Genomic DNA, 15,848 nt, shown 5'->3' on the forward strand with positions numbered 1-15,848 from the left:
GATGCCTCTGAGACGAAGAGGTTGATAGGTCCGGTGTGGAAGCGTGGCGACACGTGCAGCAGACGGATACTAATCCATCGAGATCTTCTCTATACCGTTGGTTTCCTGTTTCTTATCCAGTTTTGAGGGTTTTTTAAAAATAACTCTTGAAATTTTCTCATCTGGACAATATAATAGATTTTGTCCATAGAGAACAATTCATAAAAGATCTGGTGGCGATAGCGAAGAGGTCACACCTGTTCCCATGCCGAACACAGAAGTTAAGCTCTTCCGCGCCGATGGTAGTCGGGGTTACCCCCCGCGAGAGTAGGGCGCTGCCAGGTTTTTATTATTCCACCGTAGCTCAGTGGTAGAGCAATCGACTGTTAATCGATCGGTCGTAGGTTCGAATCCTACCGGTGGAGCCATTGGAGAGATGTCCGAGTCTGGCTTAAGGAGCACGATTGGAACTCGTGTAGGCCTTCGTGGTCTCGAGGGTTCGAATCCCTCTCTCTCCGCCATGGCCCGTTGGTCAAGTGGTTAAGACACCGCCCTTTCACGGCGGTAACACGGGTTCGAATCCCGTACGGGTCACCAACATATTCGGAGGATTAGCTCAGCTGGGAGAGCACTTGCCTTACAAGCAAGGGGTCGCAGGTTCGAGCCCTGCATCCTCCACCATAGAAGTTTTTTCAACATCGCGGGGTGGAGCAGTCTGGTAGCTCGTCGGGCTCATAACCCGGAGGTCGCAGGTTCAAATCCTGCCCCCGCAACCATTTTGGTCCGGTAGTTCAGTTGGTTAGAATGCCTGCCTGTCACGCAGGAGGTCGCGGGTTCGAGTCCCGTCCGGACCGCCATTAATACATAAGAAGTGGCTCGGTAGCTCAGTCGGTAGAGCAACGGACTGAAAATCCGTGTGTCGGCGGTTCGATTCCGTCCCGAGCCACCATTTCGCCGGCCTAGCTCAATTGGTAGAGCAACTGATTTGTAATCAGTAGGTTGGGGGTTCAAGTCCTCTGGCCGGCACCATTTATCTAAATCAAATGGAGGGATAGCGAAGTTGGCCAAACGCGGCGGACTGTAAATCCGCTCCCATCGGGTTCGCAGGTTCGAGTCCTGCTCCCTCCACCATCTAGGGGTATAGTTCAAAGGCAGAACAGCGGTCTCCAAAACCGCCGATGTGGGTTCGAGTCCTACTACCCCTGTTTTTTCTATCTATGGCGACTGTGGCGAAGTGGTTAACGCACCGGATTGTGGCTCCGGCATTTCGTGGGTTCGATTCCCATCAGTCGCCCTTTTTTCAATAGTTGGGCTATAGCCAAGCGGTAAGGCAACGGTTTTTGGTACCGTCATGCGCTGGTTCGAATCCAGCTAGCCCAGCCATGCGAGAGTAGTTCAGCGGTAGAACACCACCTTGCCAAGGTGGGGGTCGCGGGTTCGAATCCCGTCTCTCGCTCCAAGGTTATGGCGGCATAGCCAAGTGGCAAGGCAGAGGACTGCAACTCCTTTATCACCGGTTCGAATCCGGTTGCCGCCTCCAAATATAATAAATCGTGGCGAAGTGGTGGAATTGGCAGACACGCTTGACTCAAAATCAAGTGCCTTCACAGGCGTGCGGGTTCGAGTCCCGCCTTCGCTATATATATAAGAGGAGCTATCTGACTTACAGATAGCTCTTTTTTTATATTTTAGAACGATAGAGTATTGACGACACCTCTTCAGAAAGCCTATTTATAATTCGGCTAAAATCTATGAGAAGAGACTAGGCTCTCGTTGAGTATCAGACAACCGAAAATTCACAAGCTATTAAGTCTCATTCGTTTTCAGATTGATAATTAGGGAATAGGTAAAAAGAAAGAGGGGGGGAGCGGGATGAGTCTGCAATATTCCATGAATGATTTTATTATGAAGTACTTGAATTCTACCCCATTTTTATCTGTCTGACAGATAAAAATGGGGAAATTCTTTTTGTTAACGGCTCCACAGAGAATGTATTCGATAAAACACAAGAAGAGATCCAAAACACCTATATATCAGATTGGGTGGAGCAGATATCCCTGGAGAAAGTGGATACATTACTTTTAACTTCGGAGAAAGAAGAAGTAGTAGAAACGGAATTGAATCTATATAATCAGCAAAGTGAACAGCAATCGTTCTACGCTTATGTCATAGAGCTCCCGGAGAGTCGAAGAATTTATTGTTTTGTGCCTATTTCCACCGCGTACTTTCAAGTAACCGAACAGTTGCTAGAAATAAATTCGGATTTTTCAGCTCTCTATTCGGAGCTTTACCTGAAGAATAAAATCATAGAACAGCAAAAGCATGATTATTACTTATTAAGTGTAACGGATGCATTGACCAAACTTTATAATCGACGCTATTTTTACGATATCGTGGAAGATGAAATTGAAATCTCTGAAAAGAATGAAACGCCATTGAGTTTTTTGATGATTGATATCAATGATTTCAAAAAGGTTAATGATTACTATGGGCATTATGCCGGTGATGAGCTTCTCGTTCCATTTCATAAATATTCCTTGAAAACTTGTGGAACGAAGAAAAGGCTTTCCGGTTCGGGGGAGATGAATTTTTGATCGTTTTACACCGTTCTCATGAGAATTGCTTGGAGTGGGCAGAGGAAATGAGTGAGATTTTCAGTCGTTTCAGCGCTATTGCTTCCCTTTCGTATGGAGCGGTTGAATATAAAGGTAATATTAGAGATATCCCTACTTTGTTGAACGAAGCGGATAAACACATGTACGAACGAAAGAAAAGTATCAAAGAGCGGAAGCACCGGGAGGAGAGAAAACTTTGAATCAAAAATTATTTTCAGAACAGTACTTAAAGCATATCCTTGATTCAGACAAGCAGGGAGTCTTTGAACTGGTGAAACAAGAATTGGATGATGGAGTGCCGGTGGAAGATTTATATAAGGGAATAGAAGAGGCAATGTATGAAATAGGGAGGATGTGGCATAAAAACGAAATTTCGATTGCGCATGAGCACTTAGCTACTGCAATAACTCAATGGGTATTGATGGCGGCCTTCCCTCAATTTGGCCATAACACACCAGAGCGGGGGAAGAAGGTCGTTTCTTTTACTGTGGCAGGTAACAATCATGACTTAGGTATCAAAATGGTGAATGATATATTGGAAAGCAAAGGTTTCCCCGTGATTTATCTGGGTACGAATTTGCCCGTGACTGGAGCACTCGAATTCATTAATAGGGAAGCTCCGGATTATATTCTTGTATCAGTGGCACTTCCGGTTAATGTTCCCTACGCCAAAGAGGCGATCAGTACATTAAAACAGTCTGAAGAACTAAAGGAAACAAAAATAATAGCTGGAGGGTATTGCTTCAAGCAGTTCCCGGCACTGCTAGAGAAATTGGATTATGATTACTATGCTTCTGATCTGAAGGACTTCATAGAACTTAGCGAAACGCTTTAAATGGCATGTCATAAAATGTTCATAAATTATTGAGCAACTTGTGAAACATTGAACAAACTATTCCAACTTTCTCCACCGTGTGGTAAACTACAATTGTAGTAAAGAAATCATTCGATTCATTCATGTGAAATACTGAGCATGAAAAACAAAAGGAGGAATTGAAATGTTTACAGATTTCCTTAGAAACAACAATGTGGCGGCGGCGGTTCTTACATTCTTCAGGGTTTATATCGGCTATCAGTGGATGACAGCGGGCTGGGGTAAAATCACAGGAGGACAATTCGAGGCAGGAGGATTCATCCAGGGAGCGATCGGTCAGGCGAGTGGGGAGCATCCAGCTGTTCAGGGATGGTGGGCAAGTTTTCTTGAGACGGTAGCGTTACCGAATGCAGGATTGTTCACATATATGGTGATGTGGGGAGAACTCTTAGTCGGAATTGCACTTATTCTTGGATTATTCACTAACTTTGCGGCTTTGATGGGAATCGTAATGAACTTCGCCTTTCTATTCAGCGGAACTGTAAGCACAAACGCTCAAATGGTAGTACTTACCGTACTCATTCTTGTAGCAGGGTACAATGCAGGTAAATTCGGTCTGGATCGTTGGGTCATCCCTTTCCTTCGTACAAAAACACAGGCACGTATACACAAACAAAAAGTTCAAGCAGCATAAAGCGGGTGGTTCACACCCGCTTTTCTGTGGTATATAGGTGGTAGGAGGGATGAAAATGAAAAGACATGAAGCTCTGATTCCATTATCACATCACCATCATCATGGACTGGTCCTGGCCCAACGCCTGCAGAAGACAGAAGAAAGGGATAAGTTCCGCGAACTCATGAAGGACATTCAGGAGTTCTGGGAGAATGATGGAAGGGATCACTTCAGAGAAGAAGAAGAGATATTACTTCCTCTCTACAGTTGTTATGCTTCCATCGAAGAAGATGAAGATATACGTAAGATGCTGATGGATCATGTAGTAATCCGCGGGCTTATCGAGAAATTGCATAAGGTGGAGAGACATGACTACGAGTTGTTCCGGGAATTAGGAGAAAAGCTTCATGACCACATACGAATGGAAGAACGGGTGATTTTCCCGAAAATAGAAACCGCAGTACCTGATAAAGAACTTTATAAAGCGGAAGGCCAATTCCATACTGACTCTCATAGCGGGAGGTAACGTAACTTTTATAAAGTTGCGTTTTTTTCTGAAGAAAAAGGTTGCAACCCACATCCACGCTTGATAGAATGATAATTATCACTTGAAAGTTGTCCATACCTCTTCAGGCGGGTGTAGTTTAGTGGTAAAACCTCAGCCTTCCAAGCTGATGATGGGAGTTCGATTCTCCTCACCCGCTCCATGTGTATTTGAATTTATGATTTCATACCACGTGCCAACGCAGTGTTTCGTTGATCAAAAACGAAGCATTGCGTTTTTTCATGATGTAAAATGGATACATACCATAGAGATAGATTTATAAGGAAAGGAAGTTTTCAGATGCAACAATTAAAAAAACACTTACAACGAATAGATGGAAAAAGTTACAAAGGTTATAAGGATATCCAGGGGACGTATGATTTCCGTGATTATAAACTTCACATCGATTATGTACAGGGGGACCCTTTTGCGGCACCTTCGAAGATAAGAATCCGTATCCCCGATGAGAAACGTCCGATTAAAAAAGAATGGACGAAATCGCGTTCAAGAAGAATTTATACGGAAGATATTATAACCCGCTACGTTGTGCAAACCGTTAAGAAGATCAATTCCAACGTAAAAGGTTCCGGGAAAAGCGGGAATGTCGGGATGGACCAGCCGGGGCAGGAGGTTCTTGAGCGTTCAGCCGTCATGATTGAAGAAGATTCTACGGTGCTATGTTTTACTGTAGGTCTACCGGCTAACGGCCGCAGAATCAATGGAAAAGAAGCTGAAAAATTATTTTTCGAAGTGCTCCCTTCCATCGTGGACAAGTCGATCATGTCTATAAGTGATGAGGAAATAGAGAAAGCGAATAAACTGGCAGACCAATACGATGCGATCCGTAAAGAAATGGATGAAAATAATTGGGAAGCGTTCATAGCTGATGGTTCTGTTTTGCCAAGAGAGAGTGGTATCAGTCAACTCCCTATGAAAGGAGCCGTGCCATTTGAGAGTCCGGAGGAGAACCGTGTTTCTATTTCAATCCCGCACCGTGGTGAGCCTCTGACCGGAATGGCAGTGAAAAAAGGGATCACTCTGATCGTAGGTGGAGGTTATCATGGTAAAAGTACGTTGCTTCAGGCTATTGAACGAGGCGTCTATCCGCATAAGCAGGGAGATGGCCGCGAATATGTCATTACCGATCCGAAAGCGGTGAAGGTCAGAGCCGAGGACGGGAGGAAAGTGACAAATGTCGATATATCTTCTTTCATCAAGAACCTCCCACATGGTACAGATACTTCCACATTTACGACGGAGGATGCCAGCGGAAGTACGTCCCAGGCTGCGAATGTCGTGGAGGCTTTAGAAGTAGGAGCAGGAGCACTTTTAATTGACGAAGACACGAGTGCCACCAACTTCATGATACGCGATGAGAGAATGCAGGAACTGGTTGCAAAAGAAAAAGAGCCGATCACCCCGTTTATCGATAAAATCGAACAGATGAGGGATGAGCTTGATGTTTCCACGATTATGGTCATGGGAGGTTCCGGAGAGTATTTTCAATCAGCGGATCACGTAATAATGATGGATCAGTATATCCCACATGATGTAACGAAACAGGCGAAAGAAATCGCTTCCCGCTATCCGAGTGAACGCAAGAAGGAAGAGAAGAAGTTCGGGGCACTCCCATCGAGATCTTTCCTTCCGGCTACGATTCAGGCCCAGCGGGGCAAGAAAGAAAAAGTGCAGGCAAAAGGGCTCTATCACATTATCATGGGCAGAAACGATATACAGATCGAAGGACTGGAACAACTCGTGGATGCATCCCAGACGAGGTTCATAGCCGATCTTCTGGTCCATATGAACACACAGGGAATATTAAAGAATCAACAGTCGCTTTCCGAACTTGTACAGGCGATTGACAAACAGATCGATACTCACGGGCTTTCTTTTGTATCACCTTTTCAGAATCAGCATCCAGGCGAGCTCGCGAGACCGAGACCCTTTGAAATTGCAGCCACTCTCAACAGAATCCGTACAGCTAAAGTAGATGATCTAAGATAAAGGAGGCATCCGGTGCTGGATTTTCATCAATTAAAACAAGAGACGATCGATTACAGCAAGGAAATAGGAATCGATAAGATCGGATTTGCAAGCGCAGACGTGTTCGGTGAGCTGAAGTCCCGGCTCATTCGTCAGGAACAGCTAGGGTATCAGTCCGGCTTTGAAAAGGGGGATCCGGAGGAGCGTGCGGAGCCTGAGCGGCTTCTCCCCACTTCCCAGTCGATCATATCGATTGCCTTGGCCTATCCGTCCAAAATGAAAAATCCTCCGAAGAACGAAAAAGGTGCCCGGCGCGGTCAATTTGCCCGTGCTTCCTGGGGGGAGGACTATCATACGGTGCTCAAAGAAAAATTGCAGCTGCTCGGTGCCTTTCTTCAGGAAAGAATGCCGGATATCGACCTGAAGTGGATGGTCGATACGGGGGAGCTTTCCGATCGTGCGGTTGCTGAAAGGGCTGGTATCGGCTTCAGTGGAAAGAACTGCGCCATCATCACCCCGGAATTCGGTTCCTACGTCTATCTCGGTGAAATTGTCACCAACGTTCCGTTTGAACCGGATGAACCTATCCAGGAAGGGTGTGGAGATTGTAATATCTGTGTAGACGCCTGTCCTACAGATGCCCTTGTACAGGGAGGACAGTTGAATGCCAATCGTTGCATCGCCTTTCTCACTCAGACAAAAGGGTTCCTTGAGGATGAATATCGCACGAAAATCGGTAATAGAGTTTATGGTTGTGACACATGTCAGACAGTATGTCCGATCAATCGCGGGAAAGATTTTCATCACCATGAAGAGTTTGAACCCGATCCGGAGAAAGTGAAGCCGAAATTACGCCCGCTTCTTCGCATATCCAACCGCGAATTCAAAGAACGGTTCGGACGGATGGCCGGTTCATGGAGAGGAAAAAAACCGATTCAAAGAAACGCCATTTTGGCTCTCGGGCATTACAAAGAAACAGAAGCGGTCGACGATCTCATTCACTTGATGAAAAATGACCCGCGTCCTGTTATCCGGGGGACTGCTGCATACAGCCTTGGAAAAATCGGAACGCCTGAATCTTATGAAGCTATTGCCGAAGCACTCGCATCCGAAAAAGATGAAGAAGTAACAGAAGAAATGGAAAAAGGACTCGACTTTCAGGTTACCTGAAGAGGAGTGATAAACGTGGAATTTCATCAAAAGGAAATAGTTACACCTCTTGGACCTATACTCGCTACAGCGGATGAAGAGAAGCTCCTCCGCCTTGATTACGGTGATGCCGAAGAAAAGGGGGACCTTCATAAGAAACATATACGTGCATTTCTGGATAAACACCCTGTAATAGACAATGGGGATACAGAATTGCTGAAAGAAACCGAGAAACAACTCCAGGAATACTTTCAGGGAGAACGAAGAAGTTTCGATCTCCCTTACGAGTTTCATGGTACAGCCTTTCAGAAGAATGTATGGAAAACGTTAGCATCAGAGGTTCAGTTCGGCGAAACATGTTCCTACAAAGAACTTGCGAAAAATGCTGGCAATGAAAAGGCGGTACGTGCCATCGGAGGAGCGATGAATAAAAACCCTTTTTCGGTGATTGTTCCGTGCCACCGGGTTGTAGGTCATACCGGGAAACTTACCGGTTACGGGGGCGGCGTCGATAAAAAAGTGTATCTGCTTGAACTTGAAACCACCCCTTAAGAGCGGGTGGTTTTTTGGTGGACCAGCCTTTAAATATGAAATCTTTCGGAAGATAATCACTAAGGTGTGCTATAATATTCAGGTTGAAGAAAAAAAGATCAGAGGTGAACCGAATGCCGAACCATGTGGTATTATTTCAGCCGGAGATTCCTGCGAATACCGGAAATATAGCCAGAACGTGTCTAGCTACCAATACTTCTCTTCATCTGATTCATCCGCTCGGTTTTTCCACGGAGGACAAAATGGTGAAGAGGGCAGGGCTCGATTACTGGTATGATGTGACGATCAACCATTACGACTCGCTTGAGGAGCTTTATGACAAGTATCCGGAGGGAGAATTCTATTACGTTGAAAATTTCGGGGATGCTTCCTTCGTTGATATGGATTATACAAATACTTCAAGAGACCATCTTTTCGTTTTCGGTAGGGAAAGCGACGGGATTCCGCATGAATTGTTGCAGGGACTGGAAGAGCGGTGTGTCCGTATCCCGATGACGGATAAGGTAAGATCATTGAATCTGGCGAATTCGGTTTCTGTTATGCTCTTTCATGCCCTGCATGAACAGGGATTCCCGGGCCTCATCAAATAATCCCTCAGATGAATAATTAAAATAAAGCTCTGTTTCCGTCCCTGGTTGATTTTTATCTCTACGGGTGGAAGCTTGGCTGCGGAGATGATGCGAACTTTCAGAATCTTACTTCGTTCGATTCCTGTAATTTTCCGTTCATGCTTTTCCCGCAGGTGTCTCGACCCTTCGTTTTAAAATCAACAACCGGCTTTAACAGAGCCAAAATAAAAAGGATCGCCGGGGAGGCGATCCTTTTGCTATATTATTTCTTCGCTCCAGGCTTTTCGTCGTGTCCTGCAGCAAAAATAGATGAAAGAAAAGAAATACAAACCATCATGATCAATGTCATTTTCATGTCTAACGCCTCCTTCATATCCGCTCGAATCTAAGTACATTATACATGAGGATATTTATAAAGGAAATGGGGTCCTAGAAATTTGTATTGGACAGTTGCTGACCGGAATTCTCTTCGTATCCTTTCACATATTCCATTTTTCGTTGATTCGTCGTTTTATTCACCTGTTCATCGGCATGATAGGAAGAACGGACAAGAGGGCCTGCTTCACAATGGGTGAATCCTTTTTCAAGTGCGATCCTTTTAAGTTCTTCGAATTCGTCAGGGTGATAATATCTCTCTACATTCAAGTGTTTTTTGGTAGGTTGTAAATATTGTCCAAGCGTTACGATATCCACGTTATTGGCTCGTAAATCGTCCATCGCTTCGATCAGTTCCTCCTTCGTTTCTCCGAGACCAACCATGATACTGGACTTGGTAGGAGTTCCCGGGCGCATTTCTTTCACGCGGCGTAACAATTCCAGAGAACGGTCATACATAGCGATTGCCCGGACTTTTTTAGTAAGACGACGCACAGTTTCGATATTATGATTGAAAATATCCGGTTCTCCTGAGAGAAGTGTGGAAAGACTTTCGTGGTCGCCTTTCATATCGGAAGGAAGAATCTCAACGGAACATCCCGGCATGCGACGACGGATCGCGTTGACAGTTTCAGCGAAGACAGCAGCGCCGCCATCTTTAAGATCATCACGCGCTACAGAAGTGACCACGACATGTTTCAGTTCCATAATTTCCACTGATTCAGCTACCCTTTCCGGTTCTCCCCAGTCGAGTTCATTCGGGAGCCCTGTTTTGACGGCACAGAAGCGGCAGCCTCTCGTACATGTATCCCCGAGGATCATAAACGTGGCGGTTTTCCTTTCGCTCCAGCATTCATGAATATTCGGACATCTGGCTTCCTCACAGACGGTATTCAACTTTTTGTTTCTCATCAATTTTTTCAGTTTCATATAAGACTGGTTCGTATTCAGTTTGATTTTCAACCATTCCGGTTTTCTGACATGTTCGTAATTTTTAGGCATATGTATGCTCCTTTGTCATCGTTTAAAGTTCCACTCGTCGGTCAGATACTTGGTTTCGGCCAGAACTCGGACTTCCTCCCACTCATGTGGAGAAAGGCTGCATGATTCGAAGTTCACGCCGATCCCTTCATGGAAACCCTCCAGAAAAGCATCGCGCACCTGTGTGAGTCCCGGGTGCTCTCCTGTGATATCCGCGATGCTTGCAGCCTTATTTTTGAAACTTTGCTGCGACCGTTTTTTAACTTGTTCATTTGGATAGAGGAACATGTCGAACAGTTTCTCTTCATCTGTTTGAATCGGAATGGATCCGTGTTGAAGAAGAACTCCCCCTTGTCGGACTTGGGCACTTCCTGCTATCTTCTTATCGTTTACGGTAAGTTCATACCAGGAAGGTTCTTCGAAACAGACAGAAGATTGATTGTCTGTTCGCCCATATTCAGGGATAGCATAATCCGTTTCAATTCCAAGGTTGCGGAAGCCGTTCAGGAGACCTTTTGATAAAATGAGATAGGCATCCTTCACAGTAGCAGGGATCATCGGATGTGCTTCCGAGACGATAATACTGTATGTAAGTTCTTCGTCGTGAAGGACTGCTCTTCCTCCTGTAGGACGCCGCACGATTTCCGCTCGATGGCGGGAAGCCCCGTCCGTATTAATACGGCCTTTCGTTTTTTGGAACTGTCCCAGCGAAAGGCCTGCGGGTTGCCAGGTATAAAAACGTAATACGGGTGGGATTTTTTGTTCGCGGTGCCATTTCATCAATGCTTCATCCAAAGCCATGTTCATTGCCGGGCTCAAATCTGGAGTGTAAAGATAGTTCCATGTTTCCAAATCATTCACTTCTTTCGTTTAAAGGATTAAACGATTTAATCCTAACAGGGGTTCGAAAATATGTCAAAAGAAGGTAATAACTTCCGGAAAAGAGTCTGTTTTAGTGATGGATTGAATACCATAATGAACAGGTCCCTGTCTTTGGGTTAAATATTACCTGAGACGGGTAAGTATTATATGATTTATTTTTCATTTCGTGTTCACAACATTTTTTTCTTGTTATAATGGAAGATGGAATAACTTTCACAGTCATGATCACGAGAAAAGAAGAAAAATATGCTAGTAGCTGTTGAAGGTTGGTTGTTACAGTTCTATAATAGAGTTTGAATTTGCAAACGTTTACGTTTTCATACATCATCCAAGACTAATTTGGGGGTAATTTTCGTGTCGAATCCAGAATCAAAAGAAATATTTTGGTCCAAATTCCATGGTCCCAATATGGGATACATAGAGGAGCAATATGAACGGTATCAGGAAGATGAAAATGCTGTAGATTCTTCGATGAAAGAACTTTTTGAAAAACACGGGGCGCCGGCTCAATTGAACGGTTCAACTGTTCAATCAGGAGAAGCCAATGCTCTGTCATCACAGGATATAGTAAATGTCTCTGCTGCACTGAAACTTGTAGAGGCTATTCGTCGTGATGGTCATCTCGCTGCCGATATCTACGCAGTGGGAGGATTTGATCGTCCGGGTACAGAATTGCTTGAGCCAGAGACATATGGTACGTCGCAAGAGGAACTGGAGAAACTTCCGGCGGAATGGGTATGGCCGGAAGCTAATGTCAGACTTGATAATGCGTGGCAGGCTATAAAAACCTTGAAAGAAAGGTACGCCGGCACCCTTTCTTTTGAATATGACCATGTCCACAACGAAAACGAGCGTTCCTGGTTGAGAGAAAGAGTGGAGTCCGGTTCCTTCAATGTCAATCTCTCCAATGAAGAACGTAAGCAATTGTTGTATCGTCTTGTAGAAGTGGAGAACTTCGAGCATTTTCTCGCGAAGACGTTCGTAGCCCAGAAACGCTTTTCCATCGAAGGACTCGATGCGATGATTCCTATGCTCGATAGAATGGTGCAATCGGCAGCAGGGGATCACATACGTCATATGATGATAGGTATGGCTCACAGGGGGCGTCTGAATGTTCTGGCGCATGTGTTGGGTAAACCTTATGAAAAGATTTTCTCGGAGTTCAATCATTCCCCTTCAAAAGAACTTATGCCCTCCGAAGGTTCTCAGGGAATAAACTATGGATGGACGGGCGATGTGAAATATCACTTCGGCGCTAAGCGGGAAGTGAAAAACGGAGATGATCATCACTCCACACGTGTAACGTTGAGTCACAACCCTTCCCATTTGGAATTTGTAAACCCTGTCGTACAGGGATTTGCAAGAGCTGCTCAGGATTATCGTGAAGAACCCGGAAATTCTGTCATTGATGAAGATGGAGCTATCGGTGTACTTATTCACGGGGATGCTGCATTTATTGGTGAGGGCGTTGTAGCAGAAACGCTGAACTTAAGTGATCTTGAAGGGTACCGTTCGGGTGGAACGGTGCATATTATTGCGAATAACCTGGTAGGTTTCACCACCAACAGAAAAGAAGGAAGGTCCACCCGCTATGCAAGTGACCTTGCCAAAGGTTTTGAAATTCCGATTATGCACGTGAACGCGGACGACCCGGAGGCTTGTCTTTCCGCAATGTCTTTGGCTTATGAATACCGTCAGAAATTCCATAAGGATGTGCTGATCGATCTCGTGGGCTATCGTCGATATGGTCATAATGAAATCGACGAGCCACGCGCGACCCAACCTCGTCTGTATAATGAAATCGACGAACATCCGACCATTGCGAATGTGTATGGAAATCGTCTGATCAAAGAAGAAGTCATAAATGATGAGGAACTGGATGAGTACAAAGATAAGGTGAATTCCAATTTAAGCGACATTTATAATAGCATGGAAGAAGAAGATACCCATGAACCTGATGTTCAGGGGCGTCCTCACGGAGTGGAGCGTTCTCTTGAAGAATTCGAGACTGTGGTAGACCTGGAACGTCTGAAATCCCTCAATGAACAGATGCTTAAGCGTCCGGAAGAGTTCAACGGATTCAAGAAACTCGAAAAAATTCTTCATAAACGAAAAGATATGCTTGAAGAAGGCAACAAAGTGGACTGGGCCACTGCAGAGGCTCTGGCTTTTGCCTCTATTCTCGAGGAAGGGCAACCGATCCGCGTTACCGGTCAGGATACGCAGCGGGGAACGTTCGCCCACCGTCACATGGTCCTTCATGACACGGAAACGGGTGAAACATATTGCCCGCTACACGGAATTGAACAGGCGAAAGCATCTTTCGATATATTCAACAGCCCTTTATCTGAAGCCGGTGTACTCGGGTTCGAATATGGATATAGCGTGCACTCTCAGGAAACGCTCGTTGTGTGGGAAGCTCAGTTCGGTGATTTCGCAAATGCCGGACAGGTCATATTTGATCAGTTTGTTTCTTCCGGCCGTGCAAAGTGGAATGAGCAATCGAATATGGTATTTCTGCTTCCTCATGGATACGAAGGACAGGGACCTGAACATTCTAGCGCCCGTCTCGAACGTTTCCTCCAGCTAGCTGCTGAAAACAATTGGACTGTCGCTAATGTTACCTCCGCTGCTCAGTATTTCCATTTGCTTCGCAGACAGTCGGCAATCAGCTGTATGGAAGAGGAAAGACCTTTGGTGTTGATGACACCTAAAAGTCTGTTACGTAATCAGAGAGTGGCTTCAGAAGCTTCTGAATTCACTGACAGCGGCTTCCATGCCCTGGTCCGCCAGCCTGGATTGACGAAAGAGAAGAAGAAAGATAAAGAGAAAGTGGAAACACTACTTCTCGGAAGCGGGAAGATCATGGTAGATATAGAAGACCGTACTGAAAAAGAAGAAAGCTCGTTCGAAACAATAGACGCCGTACGAGTCGAGCAGATTTATCCTTTCCAAAAAGAAAAGTTGAAAAAAATCATGAAAGAATACCCGAACCTCAAAGAGCTGGTGTGGGTTCAGGAAGAGCCGCAAAACATGGGAAGCTGGTACTTTGTGGAAGGTATCCTTTATAATTTGCTTGAGAAGGGGCAAATCCACCGTTATGTCGGTCGTCCTCACCGTGCTTCTCCGTCCGTTGGTGAGCCGAACATTCATAAGACAGAACAGAACCGCATTATACAGGAAGCTCTTCAAATCTCTAAAGGAGGCAATTCACAATGAAGGAAATAAAAGTACCGGAACTGGCTGAATCAATCACTGAAGGAACGATAGCAGAATGGCTCGTAGGAGAAGGGGATAAAGTTGAAAAAGGCGACCCGGTTCTGGAGCTCGAAACAGATAAGGTGAACGTAGAAGTGAACGCAGATACAGGAGGGGTCATCACAGAACTTCTGAAAAAAGAGGGAGATGACGTGGAAGTAGGAGATGTCATCGCTAAAGTGGATGAAACCGGTGAAGCTTCCGGAGAATCTGGTTCCAAGGATGATTCCTCTGAAGACGATTCCTCCGAAGAGAAGCAGAAAGATGAGAGCAAGAAGGAAGAGGAACCGAAGAAAGAAGAGAAAGAAACTGACAAAGAAGAAGAGAAAGAAGAGAAGACTTCTGATGACGATTCGAAAAGAGGAGACGTCATCGCTACCCCTGCAGCGCGTAAGCGTGCCCGGGAACTAGGGATCGACCTGAGTCAAATCTCAGCTCGCGACCCTTACGGCCGTGTTCGTCCGGAAGATGTGGAGGAACACGCGCAGGGCGGATCGAAAAAAGAGGAAAAACAAACTTCCGGATCTTCTGACGATACAAAAGAAAAGCAAGAAGATAAAGAAGAATTCGAGAAACCGGTAGAACGTGAAAAAATGTCCCGTCGCCGTCAGACGATCGCTAAACGCCTGGTGGAAGTGCAACAGGAATCTGCGATGCTGACGACGTTCAACGAAGTGGATATGACCAATGTGATGAACCTTCGTAAGGAACGTAAAGAATCGTTCCAGGACAAACACGGGGTCAAACTCGGTTTCATGTCATTCTTCACGAAAGCGGTAGTCGGCGCTCTTAAAGAATTCCCGTTATTGAACGCGGAAATACAGGGCAAAGAAATCGTGAAAAAGAAATTCTATGATATCGGTATGGCTGTTTCTACTGAAGACGGTCTTGTCGTACCGAATGTGCGTGACGCGGATCGGATCGGTTTCGCAGGTATTGAGAGTGAAATCATCCGTCTGGCTGAGATGGCACGAAATAAAGAACTTGGCCTTGAGGACCTTCAGGGTGGTTCCTTCACGATTACAAACGGTGGTATCTTCGGATCCATGCTTTCGACACCTATCCTGAATTCACCGCAAGTCGGTATTCTCGGTCTTCATAATATCGAAAAGCGTCCGAAAGTAATGCCGGATGATTCCATTCAAGCACGTCCGATGATGTATATCGCTCTTTCTTATGATCACCGTATCGTAGATGGTAAAGAAGCTGTGCAGTTCCTTCGTCGCATCAAAGAAATGATTGAAGATCCATATGACCTTCTTCTGGAAGGGTAGTATGATATATAATAAAAGGCGGCCTTTTCAGAAGGTCGCCTTTTATTACGTTTTCCAGGAGGTTGAAAAGTGAATAATGTTGAAAAGAGAAGGTCCCTGTGGCTAGCATTAGCACCTGATAGAAAGGTATCATAATATAGGTGAAGGGAAAGTGGAAATACGGTCGGGGTTTTAGTTTTATTTTACATATTTCCACT

Annotated in this window: 13 protein-coding genes, 16 tRNA genes, 2 rRNA genes and 1 pseudogene; 30 read left to right on the top strand and 2 right to left on the bottom strand. The window is 45.2% G+C overall.

Going from position 1 to position 15,848, the window contains the following annotated elements; all coding sequences use genetic code 11:
* The 28 genes and pseudogenes from BW944_RS08085 to BW944_RS08215 form a co-directional block, all read left to right on the top strand.
* Positions 1-93 (top strand): 23S ribosomal RNA (locus tag BW944_RS08085); the annotation flags it as partial.
* Between the two features lie 115 nt (positions 94-208).
* Positions 209-323 (top strand): 5S ribosomal RNA (gene rrf, locus BW944_RS08090).
* Between the two features lie 9 nt (positions 324-332).
* A tRNA-Asn gene (locus BW944_RS08095) sits at positions 333-407 on the top strand.
* Between the two features lie 2 nt (positions 408-409).
* A tRNA-Ser gene (locus tag BW944_RS08100) sits at positions 410-500 on the top strand.
* A gap of 1 nt (position 501) precedes the next feature.
* A tRNA-Glu gene (locus tag BW944_RS08105) sits at positions 502-576 on the top strand.
* An 8-nt stretch (positions 577-584) separates the two neighbouring features.
* Positions 585-660 (top strand) — tRNA-Val (locus BW944_RS08110).
* A gap of 18 nt (positions 661-678) precedes the next feature.
* Positions 679-755, top strand: a tRNA-Met gene (locus BW944_RS08115).
* 4 nt (positions 756-759) lie between these two features.
* A tRNA-Asp gene (locus tag BW944_RS08120) sits at positions 760-836 on the top strand.
* 16 nt (positions 837-852) lie between these two features.
* A tRNA-Phe gene (locus tag BW944_RS08125) sits at positions 853-928 on the top strand.
* Positions 929-932: 4 nt separating this feature from the next.
* Positions 933-1,008 (top strand) — tRNA-Thr (locus BW944_RS08130).
* A 16-nt stretch (positions 1,009-1,024) separates the two neighbouring features.
* Positions 1,025-1,110 (top strand) — tRNA-Tyr (locus BW944_RS08135).
* Positions 1,111-1,113: 3 nt separating this feature from the next.
* A tRNA-Trp gene (locus tag BW944_RS08140) sits at positions 1,114-1,184 on the top strand.
* 15 nt (positions 1,185-1,199) lie between these two features.
* Positions 1,200-1,273 (top strand) — tRNA-His (locus BW944_RS08145).
* A gap of 14 nt (positions 1,274-1,287) precedes the next feature.
* A tRNA-Gln gene (locus BW944_RS08150) sits at positions 1,288-1,362 on the top strand.
* Position 1,363: 1 nt separating this feature from the next.
* A tRNA-Gly gene (locus BW944_RS08155) sits at positions 1,364-1,438 on the top strand.
* A 7-nt stretch (positions 1,439-1,445) separates the two neighbouring features.
* A tRNA-Cys gene (locus tag BW944_RS08160) sits at positions 1,446-1,519 on the top strand.
* 15 nt (positions 1,520-1,534) lie between these two features.
* A tRNA-Leu gene (locus BW944_RS08165) sits at positions 1,535-1,618 on the top strand.
* A 280-nt stretch (positions 1,619-1,898) separates the two neighbouring features.
* A pseudogene (locus BW944_RS15345) lies at positions 1,899-2,102 on the top strand (PAS domain-containing protein); the annotation flags it as partial.
* Between the two features lie 81 nt (positions 2,103-2,183).
* Positions 2,184-2,573, top strand: a complete 390-nt coding sequence (locus tag BW944_RS15350) for a GGDEF domain-containing protein (RefSeq protein WP_268794105.1) — start codon at positions 2,184-2,186, stop codon at positions 2,571-2,573.
* Positions 2,570-2,794 carry a nucleotidyl cyclase domain-containing protein gene (locus BW944_RS15355; RefSeq protein WP_268794103.1) on the top strand — a complete coding sequence of 75 codons (225 nt, stop codon included), beginning with the start codon at positions 2,570-2,572 and terminating at the stop codon, positions 2,792-2,794. Before BW944_RS15350 ends, BW944_RS15355 begins: the two co-directional genes overlap by 4 nt.
* Positions 2,791-3,429: a cobalamin B12-binding domain-containing protein gene (locus BW944_RS08180; protein ID WP_076558567.1), complete on the top strand. Its 639-nt coding sequence runs from the start codon at positions 2,791-2,793 to the stop codon at positions 3,427-3,429. Before BW944_RS15355 ends, BW944_RS08180 begins: the two co-directional genes overlap by 4 nt.
* 163 nt (positions 3,430-3,592) lie before the next feature.
* Positions 3,593-4,102, top strand: a complete 510-nt coding sequence (locus tag BW944_RS08185) for a DoxX family protein (RefSeq protein ID WP_076558569.1) — start codon at positions 3,593-3,595, stop codon at positions 4,100-4,102.
* Positions 4,103-4,157: 55 nt separating this feature from the next.
* A complete protein-coding gene (locus BW944_RS08190) occupies positions 4,158-4,607 on the top strand; it encodes a hemerythrin domain-containing protein (protein WP_076558570.1) in 450 nt (149 codons plus the stop codon).
* A 107-nt stretch (positions 4,608-4,714) separates the two neighbouring features.
* Positions 4,715-4,788: transfer RNA gene (locus BW944_RS08195), tRNA-Gly, on the top strand.
* Positions 4,789-4,925: 137 nt separating this feature from the next.
* Positions 4,926-6,632 carry an ABC-ATPase domain-containing protein gene (locus BW944_RS08200; protein ID WP_076558572.1) on the top strand — a complete coding sequence of 569 codons (1,707 nt, stop codon included), beginning with the start codon at positions 4,926-4,928 and terminating at the stop codon, positions 6,630-6,632.
* Positions 6,633-6,647: 15 nt separating this feature from the next.
* Positions 6,648-7,781 (top strand): tRNA epoxyqueuosine(34) reductase QueG, encoded by a 1,134-nt coding sequence (gene queG / locus BW944_RS08205; protein WP_076558974.1) that lies wholly within the window; start codon positions 6,648-6,650, stop codon positions 7,779-7,781.
* A gap of 15 nt (positions 7,782-7,796) precedes the next feature.
* Positions 7,797-8,312, top strand: a complete 516-nt coding sequence (locus BW944_RS08210) for a methylated-DNA--[protein]-cysteine S-methyltransferase (RefSeq protein WP_076558574.1) — start codon at positions 7,797-7,799, stop codon at positions 8,310-8,312.
* Positions 8,313-8,425: 113 nt separating this feature from the next.
* Positions 8,426-8,902: a tRNA (cytidine(34)-2'-O)-methyltransferase gene (locus BW944_RS08215; protein ID WP_076558576.1), complete on the top strand. Its 477-nt coding sequence runs from the start codon at positions 8,426-8,428 to the stop codon at positions 8,900-8,902.
* A gap of 408 nt (positions 8,903-9,310) precedes the next feature.
* Here the strand turns inward: BW944_RS08215 and lipA are convergent, their stop codons facing one another.
* Together lipA and BW944_RS08225 are read right to left on the bottom strand one after the other, a co-directional pair.
* Entirely contained in the window at positions 9,311-10,258 is a 948-nt protein-coding gene (gene lipA, locus BW944_RS08220; protein WP_076558578.1) for a lipoyl synthase, read from the bottom strand.
* A 15-nt stretch (positions 10,259-10,273) separates the two neighbouring features.
* Positions 10,274-11,044, bottom strand: coding sequence for a lipoate--protein ligase family protein (locus BW944_RS08225; protein ID WP_076558976.1), 771 nt, complete (start codon positions 11,042-11,044; stop codon positions 10,274-10,276).
* 483 nt (positions 11,045-11,527) lie between these two features.
* Between BW944_RS08225 and BW944_RS08230 the strand changes: the two genes are divergently transcribed.
* Positions 11,528-14,338 carry a 2-oxoglutarate dehydrogenase E1 component gene (locus BW944_RS08230; RefSeq protein WP_234983157.1) on the top strand — a complete coding sequence of 937 codons (2,811 nt, stop codon included), beginning with the start codon at positions 11,528-11,530 and terminating at the stop codon, positions 14,336-14,338.
* Positions 14,335-15,651 carry a 2-oxoglutarate dehydrogenase complex dihydrolipoyllysine-residue succinyltransferase gene (gene odhB / locus BW944_RS08235; protein ID WP_076558582.1) on the top strand — a complete coding sequence of 439 codons (1,317 nt, stop codon included), beginning with the start codon at positions 14,335-14,337 and terminating at the stop codon, positions 15,649-15,651. Before BW944_RS08230 ends, odhB begins: the two co-directional genes overlap by 4 nt.
* The last annotated feature ends 197 nt before the right edge of the window (positions 15,652-15,848 follow it).

This window comes from Salimicrobium flavidum, assembly GCF_900156645.1.
GTDB classification, from domain to species: domain Bacteria; phylum Bacillota; class Bacilli; order Bacillales; family Halobacillaceae; genus Salimicrobium; species Salimicrobium flavidum.